Below are 15015 nucleotides of genomic sequence, written 5' to 3'. Positions count from 1 at the left end.
CAATGCCCAAGCGCACTGACCTTAAAACCATCCTCATCATCGGTGCTGGCCCGATCGTCATCGGCCAGGCCTGTGAGTTCGACTACTCTGGCGCGCAGGCCTGCAAGGCACTGCGCGACGAGGGTTACCGCGTGGTGCTGGTCAACAGCAATCCGGCCACGATCATGACCGACCCGGAGATGGCCGACGCCGTCTACATCGAGCCGATCAACTGGCAGACGGTCGAGAAGATCATCGCCAAGGAAAAGCCCGATGCGCTGCTGCCGACCATGGGTGGCCAGACCGCGCTGAACTGCGCGCTGGACCTGGCCGACAACGGCGTGCTGGAGAAGTACAACGTCGAGCTGATCGGCGCCAAGCGCGACGCCATCCGCATGGCCGAAGACCGCGAGCTGTTCCGCGTGGCGATGGGTGAGATCGGCCTGGAGTGCCCGTCCGCCGCGGTGGCGCACACGCTGGAAGAAGCGATCGAGATCCAGACCCGCGTCGGCTACCCGACCATCATCCGCCCCAGCTTCACCCTGGGCGGCAGCGGTGGCGGCATCGCCTACAACCGCGAAGAGCTGGTCGATATCGTGACCCGCGGCCTGGAGCTGTCGCCGACCACCGAAGTGCTGGTGGAGGAGTCGGTGCTGGGCTGGAAGGAATTCGAGATGGAGGTGGTGCGCGACACCGCCGACAACTGCATCATCGTCTGCTCGATCGAAAACCTGGACCCGATGGGCGTGCACACCGGTGACTCGATCACCGTGGCCCCGGCCCAGACCCTGACCGACAAGGAATACCAGCGCCTGCGCGATGCCTCCATCGCCGTGCTGCGCAAGATCGGCGTGGACACCGGCGGCTCGAACGTGCAGTTCGGCATCAGCCCGACCACCGGCCGCGTGGTGGTGATCGAAATGAACCCGCGTGTGTCGCGTTCCTCGGCGCTGGCCTCCAAGGCCACCGGCTTCCCGATCGCCAAGGTCGCGGCCAAGCTGGCCGTGGGTTACACCCTGGACGAATTGAAGAACGAGATCACCGGTGGCCTGACCCCGGCCTCGTTCGAGCCGTCGATCGACTATGTCGTCACCAAGATCCCGCGCTTCGCCTTCGAGAAGTTCCCGGCCGCCGACGCACGCCTGACCACCCAGATGAAGTCGGTGGGCGAGGTGATGGCGATGGGCCGCACCTTCCAGGAGTCGCTGCAGAAGGCCCTGCGTGGCCTGGAAACCGGCAAGATCGGGCTGGACCCGACCGGCCTGGACCTGGCCAACGAAGACGACATCACCACCCTCAAGCGCGAGCTCAAGGCCCCGGGCCCGGAGCGCCTGTTCTTCGTGGGTGATGCGTTCCGCGCCGGCTTCAGCGTGGAAGAGGTCTTCGCGCTGTCGCACATCGACCCGTGGTTCCTGGACCAGATCGAAGAGATCATCCAGGCCGAGGCCGAGGTGGCCGCCGACGGCATCGATGCACTGGACGCCGCACGCCTGCGCAAGCTCAAGCGCGCCGGTTTCTCCGACGCCCGCCTGGCCGAACTGACCGGCACCAACGAAGCGGCCGTGCGCGCGCTGCGTCGTGCCCACAAGGTACGCCCGGTGTACAAGCGCGTAGATTCCTGCGCCGCCGAGTTCGCCACCAGCACCGCCTACCTGTACTCGACCTATGAGGACGAGTGCGAAGCGGCCCCGAGCAACCGCGACAAGATCATGATCCTGGGCGGCGGTCCGAACCGCATCGGCCAGGGCATCGAGTTCGATTACTGCTGCGTGCACGCCGCGCTGGCGCTGCGCGATGATGGCTTTGAAACCATCATGGTCAACTGCAACCCGGAAACCGTCTCCACCGATTACGACACCTCCGACCGTCTGTACTTCGAGCCGCTGACGCTGGAAGACGTGCTGGAGATCGTCGAGCTGGAACAGCCCAAGGGCGTGATCGTGCAGTACGGCGGCCAGACCCCGCTGAAGCTGGCGCGCGCGCTGGAAGCCAACGGCGTGCCGGTGATCGGCACCTCGCCGGACTCCATCGATCTGGCCGAAGACCGCGAGCGTTTCCAGCAGCTGGTGGAGAAGCTCGGCCTGAAGCAGCCGCCGAACCGCATCGCCCGCAACGACCAGGAAGCCCTGCTGCTGGCGCGCGAGATCGGCTACCCGCTGGTGGTGCGCCCGAGCTACGTGCTGGGCGGCCGCGCGATGGAAATCGTCTACGGTGAATCCGACCTGGCCCGCTACGTCCGCGACGCGGTGAAGGTCTCCAACGATTCGCCGGTGCTGCTGGACCGCTTCCTGGACAACGCCGTGGAAGTGGACGTGGACATCATTGCCGACAAGGACGGCAACGTGCTGATCGGCGGCGTGATGGAGCACATCGAAGAAGCCGGCGTGCATTCGGGCGATTCGTCCTGCTCGCTGCCGCCGTACTCGCTGTCCGCTGAAACCCAGGCCGAGCTGCGTCGCCAGGTGGTGGAGCTGGCCAAGGCCCTGAACGTGGTCGGCCTGATGAACACCCAGTTCGCTATCCAGGCCGGCGAGAACGGCGAAGACATCGTGTACCTGCTGGAAGTGAACCCGCGTGCCTCGCGCACCGTGCCGTTCGTCTCAAAGGCCACCGGCATGCCGCTGGCCAAGATCGCCGCGCGCTGCATGGCCGGCAAGACGCTGGCCGAGCAGGGCGCCACCAAGGAAATCGTGCCGGGCTACTACTCGGTCAAGGAAGCGATCTTCCCGTTCGCCAAGTTCCAGGGCGTCGACCCGATCCTCGGGCCGGAGATGCGCTCCACCGGTGAGGTGATGGGCGTGGGCCGCAGCTTCAGCGCCGCCTTCGCGCGTGCGCAGGAAGCCGGTGGCATCAAGGCCCCGCCGCTGGGCAAGGCCTTCGTCTCGGTCCGTGATCCGGACAAGAAGCGCGTCCTGCCGGTGGCCCAGGCCCTGCTCGAGCGTGGCTACACCCTGGTCGCCACCCGTGGCACCGCCGCGTGGCTGCAGCAGCACGGCATGGACTGCGAGATCGTCAACAAGGTGGTCGAAGGCCGTCCGCACATCGTCGATTCGATCAAGAACGGCGAGATCGTCTACATCGTCAACACGACCGAAGGTCGCGCGGCGATCAACGACTCGTTCTCGATCCGTCGCGAGGCGCTGCAGCACCGCGTCACCTATTCGACCACCATTGCCGGCGCCAAGGCGCTGGTGCAATCACTGGAATTCCGCGGGACCGGCCCGGTCTGGTCGCTGCAGGAACTGCACAAGGAGTTGAACGCATGAGAGCACCGATCACCCTGAAGGGCGCGCAGCGTCTGCGCGAAGAGCTTGACCACCTGAAGTCGGTCAAGCGCCCGAAGGTCATCGCGGCGATCGCCGAGGCCCGTGAGCACGGCGATCTCAAGGAGAACGCCGAGTACCACGCCGCCCGCGAAGAGCAGGGCTTCATCGAAGGCCGCATCAAGCAGCTGGAAGGCGAGCTGTCGCATGCCGAGATCATCGACATCACCAAGCTCAACGCCGGCAGCAAGGTGGTGTTCGGCGCCACGGTCGAGTTGTCGGACGTGGAGAGTGATGAAGAAAAGCGCTACCAGATCGTTGGCGACCTGGAAGCGGACATCAAGCTGGGCCTGATCGCGATCTCCTCGCCGCTGGCGCGTGCCCTGATCGGCAAGCTGGAAGGCGATGCGGTCACCATCGACGCGCCGGCCGGCCAGCGCGAGTACGAAATCGTCAGCGTCCAGTACCTGGACTGACCGCGATGGCCACGGCGACGTTGTTGCTGCCGGCGCGCAGCCGGTTTCCGGCGGCGCCGCTGCCCGATGACGTCGCCAAGGCGCTGGGGCGTGCCGAACGCCGCAGTGCCGATGCGGGCGAGCGCGCCCAGCTGCGTCGGCATTTCCAGACGCAGCCGGACGCGTGGTCGGCCGCAGCCCTGACTCGCCAGCTGGATGTCGGCGATGCCGACGGGGCGGTGTGGCTGCGGGCCGATCCGGCCAATGTGGTGCCGGACATGCATGGCGCGCGCCTGATGGGGCACGGGGATACCCTGCGCCCCGAACTGGCCGATGCCATGCACCTGCTGCCGGCGTTGCAGCCGTTGTTTGCCGGGTTCGGTTTCGTGCTGGATGCCCCGGTGCCGTCGCGCTGGTACCTGCGTCTTCCGCCGGGCACGACCCTGCCAGCCTTTGCCGAGCCGGATGAAGTGCTCGGCGATGATCTGTTCGCCCATCTGCCCGAAGGCGATGCCGGCCGCCGCTGGCGCGCCCTGCTGACCGAAGCGCAGGTGGTGCTGCACCAGCATGCGTGGAACCAGCAGCGCGTGAGCGAGGGCAAGCGCGCTATCAATTCGCTGTGGTTCTGGGGCGGCGGTGAGCTGCCCGAACGTGTGACCACCGCGCATGCCCAGGTCCGCAGCCGCGATGCGCTGCTGCAGGCACTGGCCAAGGCCGCGGGCCTGCAGGCCGACGGGGAGCAGACCGTGGATGCCCTGGTGGACCTGCGCCAGCTGCGTTCGCTGGAACAGCTGGGCAACGATGCGATCCGCCCGTTGCTGGCGGCGATCGCACGCGGGGAGTTGAAGCGGCTGGTGCTGGATTTCGAGGACGGCACCCGCGTGGAGATCGACAAGGCCCAGCGCTGGCGGTTCTGGAAGAAGCCGGTGCAGCTGCACGAGCTCTGAGTGCGCCGAACGGCAGCCGGCCAGCGGACGGCTCTACCGGTAGCAGGGCGGTATCATGGGCGCGCACGTCATTGATCGAGCCTGTTTTGACCCAGTCTGAAGCACCCCGTATCCAGCGCCGTCCTGCCGCCGCCGTCAGCGAGTGGCCCTCGTCCATGTTGCCGTTGCTGCAGCGCCTGTATGCCGCCCGCGGCGTCACGGATGCCGCACAGGCCCAGCCGAAACTGGCCCAGTTGCATGCGCCTGACCTGCTCGGCAGCATGCAGGCCGCGGTAACACTGCTGGCCGATGCGATCGCCAACAACGAACGCATCCTGATCGTCGGTGATTTCGACTGCGACGGCGCCACGGCCTGTGCGGTTGGCGTGCGCGGCCTGCGCATGCTCGGCGCGCGCGATGTGGTGCACGCCGTGCCCAACCGCATGCTGCACGGCTATGGGCTGTCGCCGTCACTGGTGGCCGAACTGGCCCCGCTCAATCCCGGGCTGCTGGTCACGGTCGACCATGGCATCGCCTGCCACGCCGGCGTCAACGCGGCCAAGGCGCTGGGCTGGAAAGTACTGGTGACCGATCACCACCTGCCTGGCGAGCACCTGCCGCCGGCCGATGCGATCGTGGACCCCAACATCAGCGGCGATGCCTTCCCGAGCAAGGCACTGGCCGGCGTCGGGGTGATTTTCTATGTATTGATGGCGCTGCGCCGCCACCTGCGCGGGCAGGGCGCCTACGCCACGGCCCCGGAGCCGGACCTGCTGACCCTGCTCGACCTGGTCGCGGTCGGTACCGTCGCCGACCTGGTGGCGCTGGATGACAACAACCGCGCCCTCGTCTCGGCTGGCCTGCGCCGGCTGCGCAGCGGCAAGGGCTGCGTCGGGCTGCAGGCGCTGATCGAAGCCAGCGGGCGCGATGCCTCGCGGCTGACCGGCAGCGACATCGGTTTCGCGCTGGGCCCACGTTTGAATGCGGCCGGCCGGCTGGAAGACATGGCACTGGGCATCGAGCTGCTGCTCACCGAAGACCGCGCCCACGCGCGTGAGATCGCCACAACGCTGGAATCGATCAATACGGAGCGCCGTGCGGTTCAGCAGCTGATGACCGACGACGCCGAACTGGCCGTGTCCCGTGCGGTGCTCAGTGCCGAGGGCGTGCGCCCGGTTGCGGCCTGCCTGTTCGATGCGCAGTGGCACCCGGGCGTGGTCGGCCTGGTGGCCTCCAAGATGAAGGACCGGCTGCACCGGCCGGTGGTCGCGTTCGCGCCTTCCGAGCCTGGCGGCGATTCACTGCGCGGTTCGGCGCGCTCGATTCCCGGCTTCCATATCCGTGACGCGCTGGCCTTGGTCAACGCGGCGCACCCGGGCCTGATCGACAAGTTCGGTGGGCATGCGATGGCCGCCGGCCTGAGCCTGCCGCACGCGCAGCTGCCCGCGTTTGAGCAGGCCTTCGTGGAGGTGGTGGAACGTACGCTGGATCCGCTCTCGCTGCAGCAGCTGCTGATCACCGACGGCGAGCTGTTGCCGCAGGAACTGGATTTCGCCCATGCCGAGGCACTGCGCCTGGCCGGGCCGTGGGGGCAGGGTTTCCCGGAGCCCTTGTTCGATGGTCACTTCCAGGTAGCCCGCTGGCAGGTGCTCAAAGAGAAACACCTCAAGCTGAGCCTGCGCGTGCCCGGCCGTGCCGAGCCGATCAGCGCCATCCACTTCAGCGGCTGGACCGGCAATGCACCGGCCAACCAGGTGCATATCGCCTACCGGCTGGTCAGCGATGATTACCGGGGCGGCGGCGCGATCCAGTTGATTGTGGAGCACTGCGCCGACGCGTGACGGCGGCGCGGATGCGGCTTACTCGCGTACCTGCGTCACCAGCGTCGGCATTTCCCAGGCGCCACCGGCGGCAACCAGGCGGCACAACCCGGTGCTGGAATCGGCCGTCTTCACGAACTGCGAGCCCGTCCAGCCCCACGTGGTGGTGGACCAGCAGTCGCCGAGGCCACGGCCCTTCTGCGCCTCCTGGATGGTGCGCACCTCATCCCCCACGGCTGCCGTGGTGACCAGCCGCGGCTGGTACGGCGCGCGGTCGTTGATCACCCAGTAGCCGTCGCCGGTGTTGTAGGCCCCGCGCCAGCAACTCAGCGACACCAGCAGCTTGTCGGCACTGAGCCGCTGTACGGTCAGCGCTTCGGGTTCGCCGTCCGGTGACAGGCTGCCGCCGGCGCCCAACCCTTCGCAGTCGTCGGCCGACGTCACCGCCGCCAGCGCGGCGCGCAGCGCGGGCGACGCGGCGAGCGCCTTGTCCGCCGGGCGGGTTGGCACCGGCTTGCCCAGTTGCACGACCGGCACCGGCAGTGCAGGCGGCACCGAGGATTCGGCCTGCGTGCCCTTGCGCATCAGCGCGCCGGGTGTGCCGAGGCGGCCCTGGAACGCATCCATCTTCAACAGCACGGCCGAGGCGCCCTGATCGGAAACCGTCCAGCGCGCGCCATCGTCGCCCATCAGCTCGATGCGGCTGTTGCGTGCCAGCGAAGCGAGCAGGGCAGCGAGTTGCTTCGCGGAAAAGGTGGCGGTGCCCTCGGCGGCATCGAACTGCATCGGGCCCAGCGAGGTGCCATTGATACTCAGGCTGAGCCGCTTGGTGGCCGTGTTGTCGTCGTACTGGCCGAGCATCAGTTCCGCGTGGACCGGTTGATCCGGCCCGCCCGCGCGGGTGAGCAGGATCGAGACCGGGTCGCCGCCATTGTCATCGGCCTGATAACCGGCGGCGCGGCAGGTGCGGGTGTTGTCGCAGGCCAGCGTCCAGTCGTGGTGGGTGAACGTCACGCCCTCGATGGCGGCGGCATAACCGGGCAGGGCGAGCCCCATCAACAGCGGGGCGGTCAACAACAGGCGCATGCGGCATCCTTGGTCCATCAATCCGTGGAGAGCGATCTTGGCCCAGCGCGGATGAGGCGTCCATGACCGGAACAGGCGATTGCCACCGCTCAACCCCATTGCGGATCGCGGTGCGTTCAATGGAGGGACATCGGATCAGGAGCCTCACATGGGACTCGCACTGCGCAGTATCGGTCTGCTCGCGCTGCTGTGCTGGCAGCTGCCCAGCGCCCACGCACAGCCACGGCGTTTTCCCTCGCCGCGCCCACCCATCCTGGAGGTCGCCGGTGCCGAGGTGCCGGTGCGGTTGACCGAGGCCCACATCGACAGTCGCGTCGTGGCAGGGCTCGGCGAAACCACGATCGAATTGACCTTCCACAATCCCAATGCGCGCGTGCTGGAAGGGCAGCTGGAATTTCCGTTGGCCTACGGCCAGCAGGTGGCCGGCTTCGCACTGGATATCGATGGCACGCTTCGCGATGCGGTGCCGGTACCCAAGGCGCAGGGACGCCAGGTCTTCGAGGCGATCGAACGCCGCCAGGTCGATCCGGGTCTGCTGGAACAGACCGCCGGCAATCAGTTCCGGCTGCGCCTGTATCCCATCCCGGCGCGTGGCGAGCGGCGTGTGCGGCTGGTGCTGCGTGACAGCCTGCCGCTCGTGCCGCAGGGTCTGCACTGGTCACTGCCGGTGTCCTTCGCACGCCAGGCCGAGCAACTGACGCTGCGGTTGGAGACCAGCGGGACCGGCAAGCCGGTCGGCGTGGGCGTCAATCCTCTCGGGTTTACGTTGAAGGCCGGTGCCTACGCGGCGCAGTGGCAGGGGCGGGGCGCCGATCTGCCTGCCCAACTGCAGTGGAGCCTTCCGCTTGCGCGCAGCACTGACCTGGTCACCGGGCTGCATGATGGGCAGCGCTATCTGCTGGCCAGCGTGCCCGTCCGCACCCCGACCGCCGCGCGCGTCCTGCCTGCGCGCATCGGTCTGCTCTGGGATGCCTCCGGTTCGGCCGGTACGCGCAACCGTGCGGCTGAGCTGGCCGTGCTGGACCGCTATTTCCAAGTGTTCGGCTCGGGTCAGGTCCAGCTGACGGTGCTGCGTGACCGCAGCGAAGCGCCGCGTGAGTTCCCGATCACCCGGGGCGACTGGTCGGCGCTGCGCGAGTATCTGTTGGCGCTGCCCCACGATGGCGCCAGTGCGCTGGGCGACTGGACGCCGAACCGCACCATCGGCGAGTACCTGCTGGTCAGCGATGGCCTGGCCAACTATGGCCGCCAGGCGTTGCCCACCCTGTCGCCCGATCAGCGCCTGTATGCATTGAGCAGCGCCGGTGCGAAGACCGACGCGCCGCGCCTTCGTGCGTGGACCAGCGCCCATCATGGTCAGCTGCTGCAGCTGGGCAGCGAGGCGGAGGTGGAGACGGTAATGCCGCTGCTGCTGCGGCAGCCCGCCGAAGTGACCGATGTGCTGGCACGTGGCGTGGAGGACGTGAACGTGGATGCCTCGCGGGCTGCGCAGGGCTGGATTCGCGTCACCGGCCGCCTGCTGCGTCCCGATGCGACGGTGCTGCTGTCCCTGCGTGGTGGCGACAGCGATCCGCAGCCGGTCACGCTCAACGTCGCGAACGCGCGTGCGGTGGACGGCGGCCTGGTCGCTCACGCGTGGGCGAATGACCGGTTGGCAGCACTGGCGGCGGACCCCGCCGGGGCGCCGGAGGCCAAGGCGCTGGCCCGGCAGTTCGGGATCGTGACGGCCGATACATCGCTGCTGGTCCTGGAGACGCTGGAGGACTATCTGCGCTATGGCATCCGCCCGCCGGCTCCGCTGCGCGCGGCCTACGACCAGCGCCATGCGTTGACGGTGGCCGACGTGGCAACCGAGCGGAAGCGCCGCCTGGATGGCATCGCCCGCCAGTTCGCCGAGCGCGAGCAGTGGTGGAATACCCGCTGGCCGAAAGATACGCCGCCGCAGCCCAAGCCGGACGTGCACGCTGTCGCCGCGCCGGTGGCCATGGCGATGGCCGCGCCACCGCCGGCACCTGCGGCGCCGATGGCGCTGGACCGTGTCGAGCTGACCGCCTCGGCGGCGGCCGATGAGGCGGAGGCCACCACCGAGCGTCGCCCCAAATCGGCACCCAGGGCCAACAGTGGCCAGATCACACTGACGCTGGCGCCGTGGGCACCGGATTCGGCCTATGCACGCCGCCTGCGCGATGCCAAGCCGGCGCAGCTGTATCCACTGTATCTGCAGGAGCGCGAACAGCACGCCGGCAGCAGCGCCTTCTATCTGGACGTAGCCGATCTGCTGCAGGCCAGCGGACAGCGGGAGCTGGCCCTGCGCGTGCTCTCCAATCTCGCCGAGATGGAACTGGAAAACCGCCACGTGCTGCGCGTGCTCGGCTATCGCCTGATGCAGGCCAAGGCGCCGGCGCTGGCCGTGCCGGTGTTCCGCCAGGTGCTGGCGATGGGCGAGGAGGAGCCGCAGAGTTTCCGTGACCTCGGCCTGGCGCTGGAAGCGGCCGGGCAGTACCAGGCGGCGGTGGCATCGCTGTATGAAGTGGTGGTACGCCCGTGGGATGGCCGCTTCGACGGCATCTCGCTGATCGCGCTGGATGAATTGACCCGACTGATCGCGCGCGAGCGTGTGGATGCCTCGGCCATCGATCCACGCCTGCGCCGTGCGATGCCGCTGGACCTGCGCGTGGTGCTGAGCTGGGACAGTGACAACAGCGACATGGACCTGTGGGTCACCGATCCCAATGGCGAGCGCGCCTACTACGGCAACCGGCTGACCTACCAGGGCGGGCAGATGTCGCAGGACTTCACCGGCGGCTATGGCCCGGAGCAGTTCTCGTTGCGCGATGCCAAGCCGGGCATCTACAGGATCGAAGCGAACTACTTCGGCAGCCGCGAGCAGCTGGTCACCGGTGCCACCACCTTGATGCTGCGCCTGAGCACCCGATGGGGCAGCCGCGACCAGCGCGACCAGCAGGTCACGCTGCGGTTGAAGGACCGCGCGGAGACGGTGCTGGTCGGGGAGTTCGAGGTGAAGTAGCCGCTTAGCCGGCCCCTGGCGATCCCGCCGCTGCGCCACCGGCGGCGGGACGCATCGGCGAGAGCCGCTCCCGGCGCAGTCCGAACAGTGGGCGCAGCCAGCCAACGCGCCGGATCAGCCCTTCGTACAGCACCAGGCAGCCGGCCACCGTCCCGGCCAGCACCAGCAGCGGCTCCCACCACGGCCCCAGGTGCAGCGGTTTGAGCCAGAACAGCAGCGCGATGATCAGGCTCTGGTGCAGGATGTACCAGGGATACACCGCCTCGGTGCAGTACGGCAGCCAGCGGAACGGGCGATCCAGATACACCTTGGCCCAGCCGAGCAGGGCCAGCAGCACGGCCCACAGGTACAGCGACTGGCTGGCCATCACCTGCAGCGTCCAGACACTGTCCGGCCACTGCCGCAGCACCGAATCGTCAGGCAACACCCGCCCCAGGAGGCGGATGCCGAAGTACCAGCTCGCCGCAACGGCTGCCACCCACAGGGTGGTCCGGCGCAGCTCGACCACGCGCGCCCAGAACGGGGTGGCGCGGGCAAGCAGGTAGCCGGCCAGGAACACCGTTCCGTACTTGGCGTGCTGGTACCAATCGCCAAACAGCAGGTTGGTGGACGGGAACCGGGGATCGAGCCAGGCCACCCAGCCGAAGGAGAGCAGGCTGGGCAGCCCGATCAGCAGCGGCGCCGGCGCACGGGCGAAGCGCTCCACGGCGCGATGCACGGCAGCGGTATCCAGGACGGGCATCAGCAAGGCCAGTACCAGCGTGTAGACCCACAGGTAGGCCAGGTACCACAGGTGGTTCCAGGTGATGCGCAGCTGCCAGCCGGCAAAGCTGTCCTGCGGCCAGGCCGGCATCTGCCAGTAGCGCAGCAGGAACGCGCCGAAGCCGGGCTCGATGCGGCCGTTGGTCACTGCCTCGCAGTAGGGTTGGATCGGCACCACCACCCACATCCCGAACACCAGCGGCAGCAGCAACCGCCACGAGCGCAGCACGGCAAAGCGCACGATGGGTGTCTCCGGCCGCATCAAGGCGATGGCGATGCCCGAGAGCAGAAACAACAGCTGCATCCGCCAGCGGTTGACCAGCAGCATCGGCCATTGCAGCCACTCGGCGGTGTGGTCGCTCTTGAGATGGAACCCCCAGCCGTCCACGTAGGCCATGGCGGTGTGATACAGGATGAGCAGGGCGAAGGCGAGTACGCGCAGGGCGTCGATGTCGTGGCGGCGTGGCATGGATGGGGCAGGGAGGGCAGGAGCCTCCACGGTGCGCACTGTGAGGGGGTTCGGCCATGGCAAAGGGCTCTGCCGTGGGTGCCAAGTGACCAATGGCGGTCGCCAAGGGACGGGCGGGGCGCACTACCATGGCGTGATGAGTCAGGCTGACGACCCTTTGCGAATGGACGATTCAATGGCGAACGGACGTGCCGCGCGGTGGCGGCCGGGTGCGCGGATGCTGGTGTGGTCGGTGATCCTGCTGACCACCGCGGTGGCCAATGCGCTGGTGGAAGTGATGGATGCGGGGCGCCGTGGCGAAGACCTGGGCCTGTGGCAGCCGATGATCTGGGAGTTGAGCAGCGTCACGATGATCCTGCTGACCCTGCCGGTCCTGTGGTGGGGCTGCCAGCGTTGGCCGCTGCATGCCGATACCTGGAAGCGCCGCCTGCCGCTGTACCTGCTGGCCAGCGTGGCGTGGTCGCTGGTGCATGTCACCGGGATGATGGGGCTGCGCCATCTCGCCTATGCCGCGCTCGGCTACCACTACCAGGACGATGCCAGCTGGCCGGTACGCCTGGTGTACGAGTACCTCAAGGATGTGCGTGCGTTCTTCACCTTCGTGGCGATCGAGCACTTCTTCAGCTGGTTCGGACGGCGCCGGCAAGGCGAGGCGCATCTGCTGGCCGCGCCGGACGATGCTCCGCCGGTGGACGCCGTGGAACGTCCGGAGCGGTTCCTGGTGCGCAAGCTGGGCCGCGACTTCCTGGTCGCCACCGGTGATATCGAGTACGCCCAGGCGGCCGGGAACTACGTCAATCTGCGGGTGCGCGGGCACGACTACCCGCTGCGCAGCACCATGGCGGCACTGGAAGAACGGTTGGATCCGGCCGTGTTCGTGCGGGCCCACCGCAGCTGGCTGGTGAACGTGCGGCACCTGGTCTCGATCGAGCCGCTGGACGGGGGCGAGGCCTTGCTGCACATGGACGATGGTGGGCGCGTACCGTGCAGTCGCCGGCAGCTGCCCTCGTTCCGGCAGGCGCTGGCGGTGCAGGCAACGGCCTGACCCGGCCTGGCTGACCGGCACCCTGGCGGAGCAGGGTGCCGGCAGGGAACTCAGCGCTTGCTGTCTTTCTTGATCATCGCGTCGATGCGCCCGGCGCGGGCTTCCGAGCCCGGGTGGGAGGACATCAGGCCACCTTTGCTGGACAGCTTGCGGAACATGCTGGCCAGGGCGGCCGGATCGTACTGGTGGCGCTTCATGAAGCGGTAGCCGTATTCGTCGGCAGCGCTTTCTTCCTTCTGCGAGAACTGCGCGTTGACGAAGCCCTCGGCCAGTTCGCCGAGCTGGCCTTGGGTCAGGGTGGCGATATTGGCATTGCCCGAGGCGGCCAGCGTGTCGCGACCGGCCGAGGCCAGCAGTGCGGTACGCATCTTGGTCTTGGAGTGGCCCAGTTTGACGTGGCCGATCTCGTGGCCGATCACGCCGCGCACTTCGTCGTCCGAGGCCATGTCCATCAGGCCCGAGTACACGCGCACGCAGCCGTTGGCCATGGCCCAGGCATTGACGTCGTCGGTCAGGTAGACCTTGAAGTTGAGGTTCATGCCGTCTTCGTTGGCCAGGCCCTGGGTGATCCTGGCCAGGCGCTGGGCGTAGGGCGAGTTGGCGGGGGCGACCTTGTTCTGCTGGTCCATGTAGACGCAGGCTTCGTCGGCGGCCTTGGCCACGTCCTGGTCGGACAGGGTGAGCGCCTGGCCGGCCTTCAGGCCGGTGCTGGTCAGCTGCTTGAGGTCCAGGGCCGAAGCGGCGGTGGAGGCGGTCAGGCAGGCGAAGGCCAGCAGCAGGGCGGAGGATGACGTCCTCATCGGGGTGGTGCTCCATGTAGTGCGTTGGGGGACGCCGCGGGCAGGGGGCCGCGCGGCGGGGCCGAAGTCTACCGTCTGGCCGGGCGCCCGTGTTCAGCGATCTCGCTTTCCTGCCCGCCGGCGGGTACCTGCCGCCCCGGCCACCGCCGGAAAGGCCCGGATAGGCTATGATGGACAGTCTTTTCGCACGCATTAATCGCCGACATGATCGAGCTCAATCCTGTCCGCCAGCGCATCACCGATCTCACCGATCGCGTGCTCTCGCTCAGGGGGTATCTTTGACTACGACGCCAAGAAAGAGCGTCTGGAAGAAGTAACCCGGGAACTGGAAAACCCGGATATCTGGAACAACGCCGAGTACGCCCAGAACCTTGGCCGCGAACGCGCCAACCTGGACAAGACCGTGGGCGGCATCGCCACGATCCTCGACGGCCTGACCGAGTCGGGCGAACTGCTGGAACTGGCCGAAAGCGAACAGGACGAAGAAACCGCCCTGGCCGTGGTCAGTGACCTGGACAAGTACCAGAAGCACGTGGAGCAGCTGGAGTTCCAGCGCATGTTCTCCGGCCAGATGGACAACGCCGCGGCGTTCGTCGATATCCAGGCCGGCGCTGGCGGTACCGAAGCCCAGGACTGGGCCGAGATCCTGCTGCGCATGTACCTGCGCTGGTGCGAATCGCGCGGCTGGAAGACCGAGCTGATGGAAGTCTCCGGCGGCGACGTCGCGGGCATCAAGTCGGCCACGCTGCGCGTGGAAGGCGATTACGCCTACGGCTGGCTGAAGACCGAGACCGGCGTGCACCGCCTGGTGCGCAAGTCGCCGTTCGATTCGGACAACCGCCGCCACACCAGCTTCACCTCGGTGTTCGTGTCGCCGGAAGTCGATGACAACATCGAGATCGACATCAACCCCGCCGACCTGCGCACCGATGTGTACCGCTCCTCCGGCGCCGGTGGCCAGCACGTCAACAAGACCGAGTCGGCGGTGCGTATCACGCACATTCCGACCAATACGGTCGTGGCCTGCCAGACCGGCCGCAGCCAGCACCAGAACCGCGACAACGCGATGAAGATGCTGGCCGCCAAGCTGTACGAGCTGGAGATCCAGAAGCGCAATGCCGAGCGTGACGCGGTGGAAGCCACCAAGTCCGACATTGGCTGGGGCAGCCAGATCCGCAACTACGTGCTCGACCAGAGCCGTATCAAGGACCTGCGCACCGGCATCGAACGCTCCGATACGCAGAAGGTGCTGGACGGCGACCTCGACGAATTCGTCGAAGCCAGCCTGAAGTCCGGCCTGGCCGTGGGTGCCAAACGCACCGACGCCTGACCGTCGGGGCCGCCACGCGCGGCCCCGATCCGTTGTGCCCGGGCCGCGCCCG

At 67.7% G+C, this 15015-nt stretch carries 10 protein-coding genes; 7 read left to right on the top strand and 3 right to left on the bottom strand.

Annotated features, from left to right (window positions below):
* Positions 1-2: 2 nt before the first annotated feature.
* The 4 genes from carB to recJ all read left to right on the top strand — a co-directional run bounded on the left by carB (position 3) and on the right by recJ (position 6464).
* On the top strand, positions 3-3245 hold the full coding sequence (gene carB, locus PV764_RS01515) for a carbamoyl-phosphate synthase large subunit (RefSeq protein ID WP_019182957.1): 3243 nt from the start codon (positions 3-5) through the stop codon (positions 3243-3245).
* Positions 3246-3253: 8 nt separating this feature from the next.
* Positions 3254-3718, top strand: a complete 465-nt coding sequence (greA, locus tag PV764_RS01510) for a transcription elongation factor GreA (RefSeq protein ID WP_026069738.1) — start codon at positions 3254-3256, stop codon at positions 3716-3718.
* Between the two features lie 5 nt (positions 3719-3723).
* Positions 3724-4644, top strand: coding sequence for a phosphoglycerate mutase (locus tag PV764_RS01505; RefSeq protein WP_046273446.1), 921 nt, complete (start codon positions 3724-3726; stop codon positions 4642-4644).
* Positions 4645-4799: 155 nt separating this feature from the next.
* On the top strand, positions 4800-6464 hold the full coding sequence (gene recJ, locus PV764_RS01500; protein WP_421116186.1) for a single-stranded-DNA-specific exonuclease RecJ: 1665 nt from the start codon (positions 4800-4802) through the stop codon (positions 6462-6464).
* An 18-nt stretch (positions 6465-6482) separates the two neighbouring features.
* Here recJ and PV764_RS01495 read toward each other — a convergent pair whose 3' ends face one another.
* Positions 6483-7529 (bottom strand): DUF1176 domain-containing protein, encoded by a 1047-nt coding sequence (locus tag PV764_RS01495; RefSeq protein WP_421116042.1) that lies wholly within the window; start codon positions 7527-7529, stop codon positions 6483-6485.
* 148 nt (positions 7530-7677) lie between these two features.
* On the opposite strand from PV764_RS01495, the gene PV764_RS01490 reads away from it, so the two are divergent.
* Positions 7678-10557 carry a VIT domain-containing protein gene (locus PV764_RS01490; RefSeq protein WP_421116041.1) on the top strand — a complete coding sequence of 960 codons (2880 nt, stop codon included), beginning with the start codon at positions 7678-7680 and terminating at the stop codon, positions 10555-10557.
* Between the two features lie 4 nt (positions 10558-10561).
* On the opposite strand, the gene PV764_RS01485 is transcribed toward PV764_RS01490, so the two are convergent.
* Entirely contained in the window at positions 10562-11788 is a 1227-nt protein-coding gene (locus tag PV764_RS01485) for an acyltransferase family protein (protein ID WP_421116040.1), read from the bottom strand.
* 175 nt (positions 11789-11963) lie between these two features.
* Between PV764_RS01485 and PV764_RS01480 the strand changes: the two genes are divergently transcribed.
* Positions 11964-12833 carry a LytTR family DNA-binding domain-containing protein gene (locus PV764_RS01480; protein WP_019182948.1) on the top strand — a complete coding sequence of 290 codons (870 nt, stop codon included), beginning with the start codon at positions 11964-11966 and terminating at the stop codon, positions 12831-12833.
* Between the two features lie 50 nt (positions 12834-12883).
* Here PV764_RS01480 and PV764_RS01475 read toward each other — a convergent pair whose 3' ends face one another.
* Positions 12884-13633, bottom strand: a complete 750-nt coding sequence (locus tag PV764_RS01475) for a M48 family metallopeptidase (protein ID WP_019182947.1) — start codon at positions 13631-13633, stop codon at positions 12884-12886.
* A gap of 204 nt (positions 13634-13837) precedes the next feature.
* Here PV764_RS01475 and prfB point away from each other — a divergent pair.
* A protein-coding gene (gene prfB / locus PV764_RS01470) for a peptide chain release factor 2 (protein ID WP_102788438.1) occupies positions 13838-14963 on the top strand; the annotation gives its coding sequence in 2 pieces (ribosomal slippage) (positions 13838-13912 and positions 13914-14963; 1125 coding nt in all).
* Positions 14964-15015: the final 52 nt, after the last annotated feature.

The organism is Stenotrophomonas sp. AS1 (assembly GCF_048957655.1).
Taxonomy (GTDB): Bacteria; Pseudomonadota; Gammaproteobacteria; order Xanthomonadales; family Xanthomonadaceae; genus Stenotrophomonas; species Stenotrophomonas bentonitica_A.
This window is presented reverse-complemented; position numbering and strand designations above follow the sequence as displayed.

Coding starts and splice junctions, on each gene's coding strand:
- carB (WP_019182957.1), top strand. CDS start 3: ATGCCCAAGCGCACTGACCTTAAAACCATCCTCATCATCGGTGCTGGC.
- PV764_RS01505 (WP_046273446.1), top strand. CDS start 3,724: ATGGCCACGGCGACGTTGTTGCTGCCGGCGCGCAGCCGGTTTCCGGCG.
- recJ (WP_421116186.1), top strand. CDS start 4,800: ATGTTGCCGTTGCTGCAGCGCCTGTATGCCGCCCGCGGCGTCACGGAT.
- PV764_RS01495 (WP_421116042.1), bottom strand. CDS start 7,529: ATGCGCCTGTTGTTGACCGCCCCGCTGTTGATGGGGCTCGCCCTGCCC.
- PV764_RS01490 (WP_421116041.1), top strand. CDS start 7,678: ATGGGACTCGCACTGCGCAGTATCGGTCTGCTCGCGCTGCTGTGCTGG.
- PV764_RS01485 (WP_421116040.1), bottom strand. CDS start 11,788: ATGCCACGCCGCCACGACATCGACGCCCTGCGCGTACTCGCCTTCGCC.
- PV764_RS01480 (WP_019182948.1), top strand. CDS start 11,964: ATGGCGAACGGACGTGCCGCGCGGTGGCGGCCGGGTGCGCGGATGCTG.
- PV764_RS01475 (WP_019182947.1), bottom strand. CDS start 13,633: ATGAGGACGTCATCCTCCGCCCTGCTGCTGGCCTTCGCCTGCCTGACC.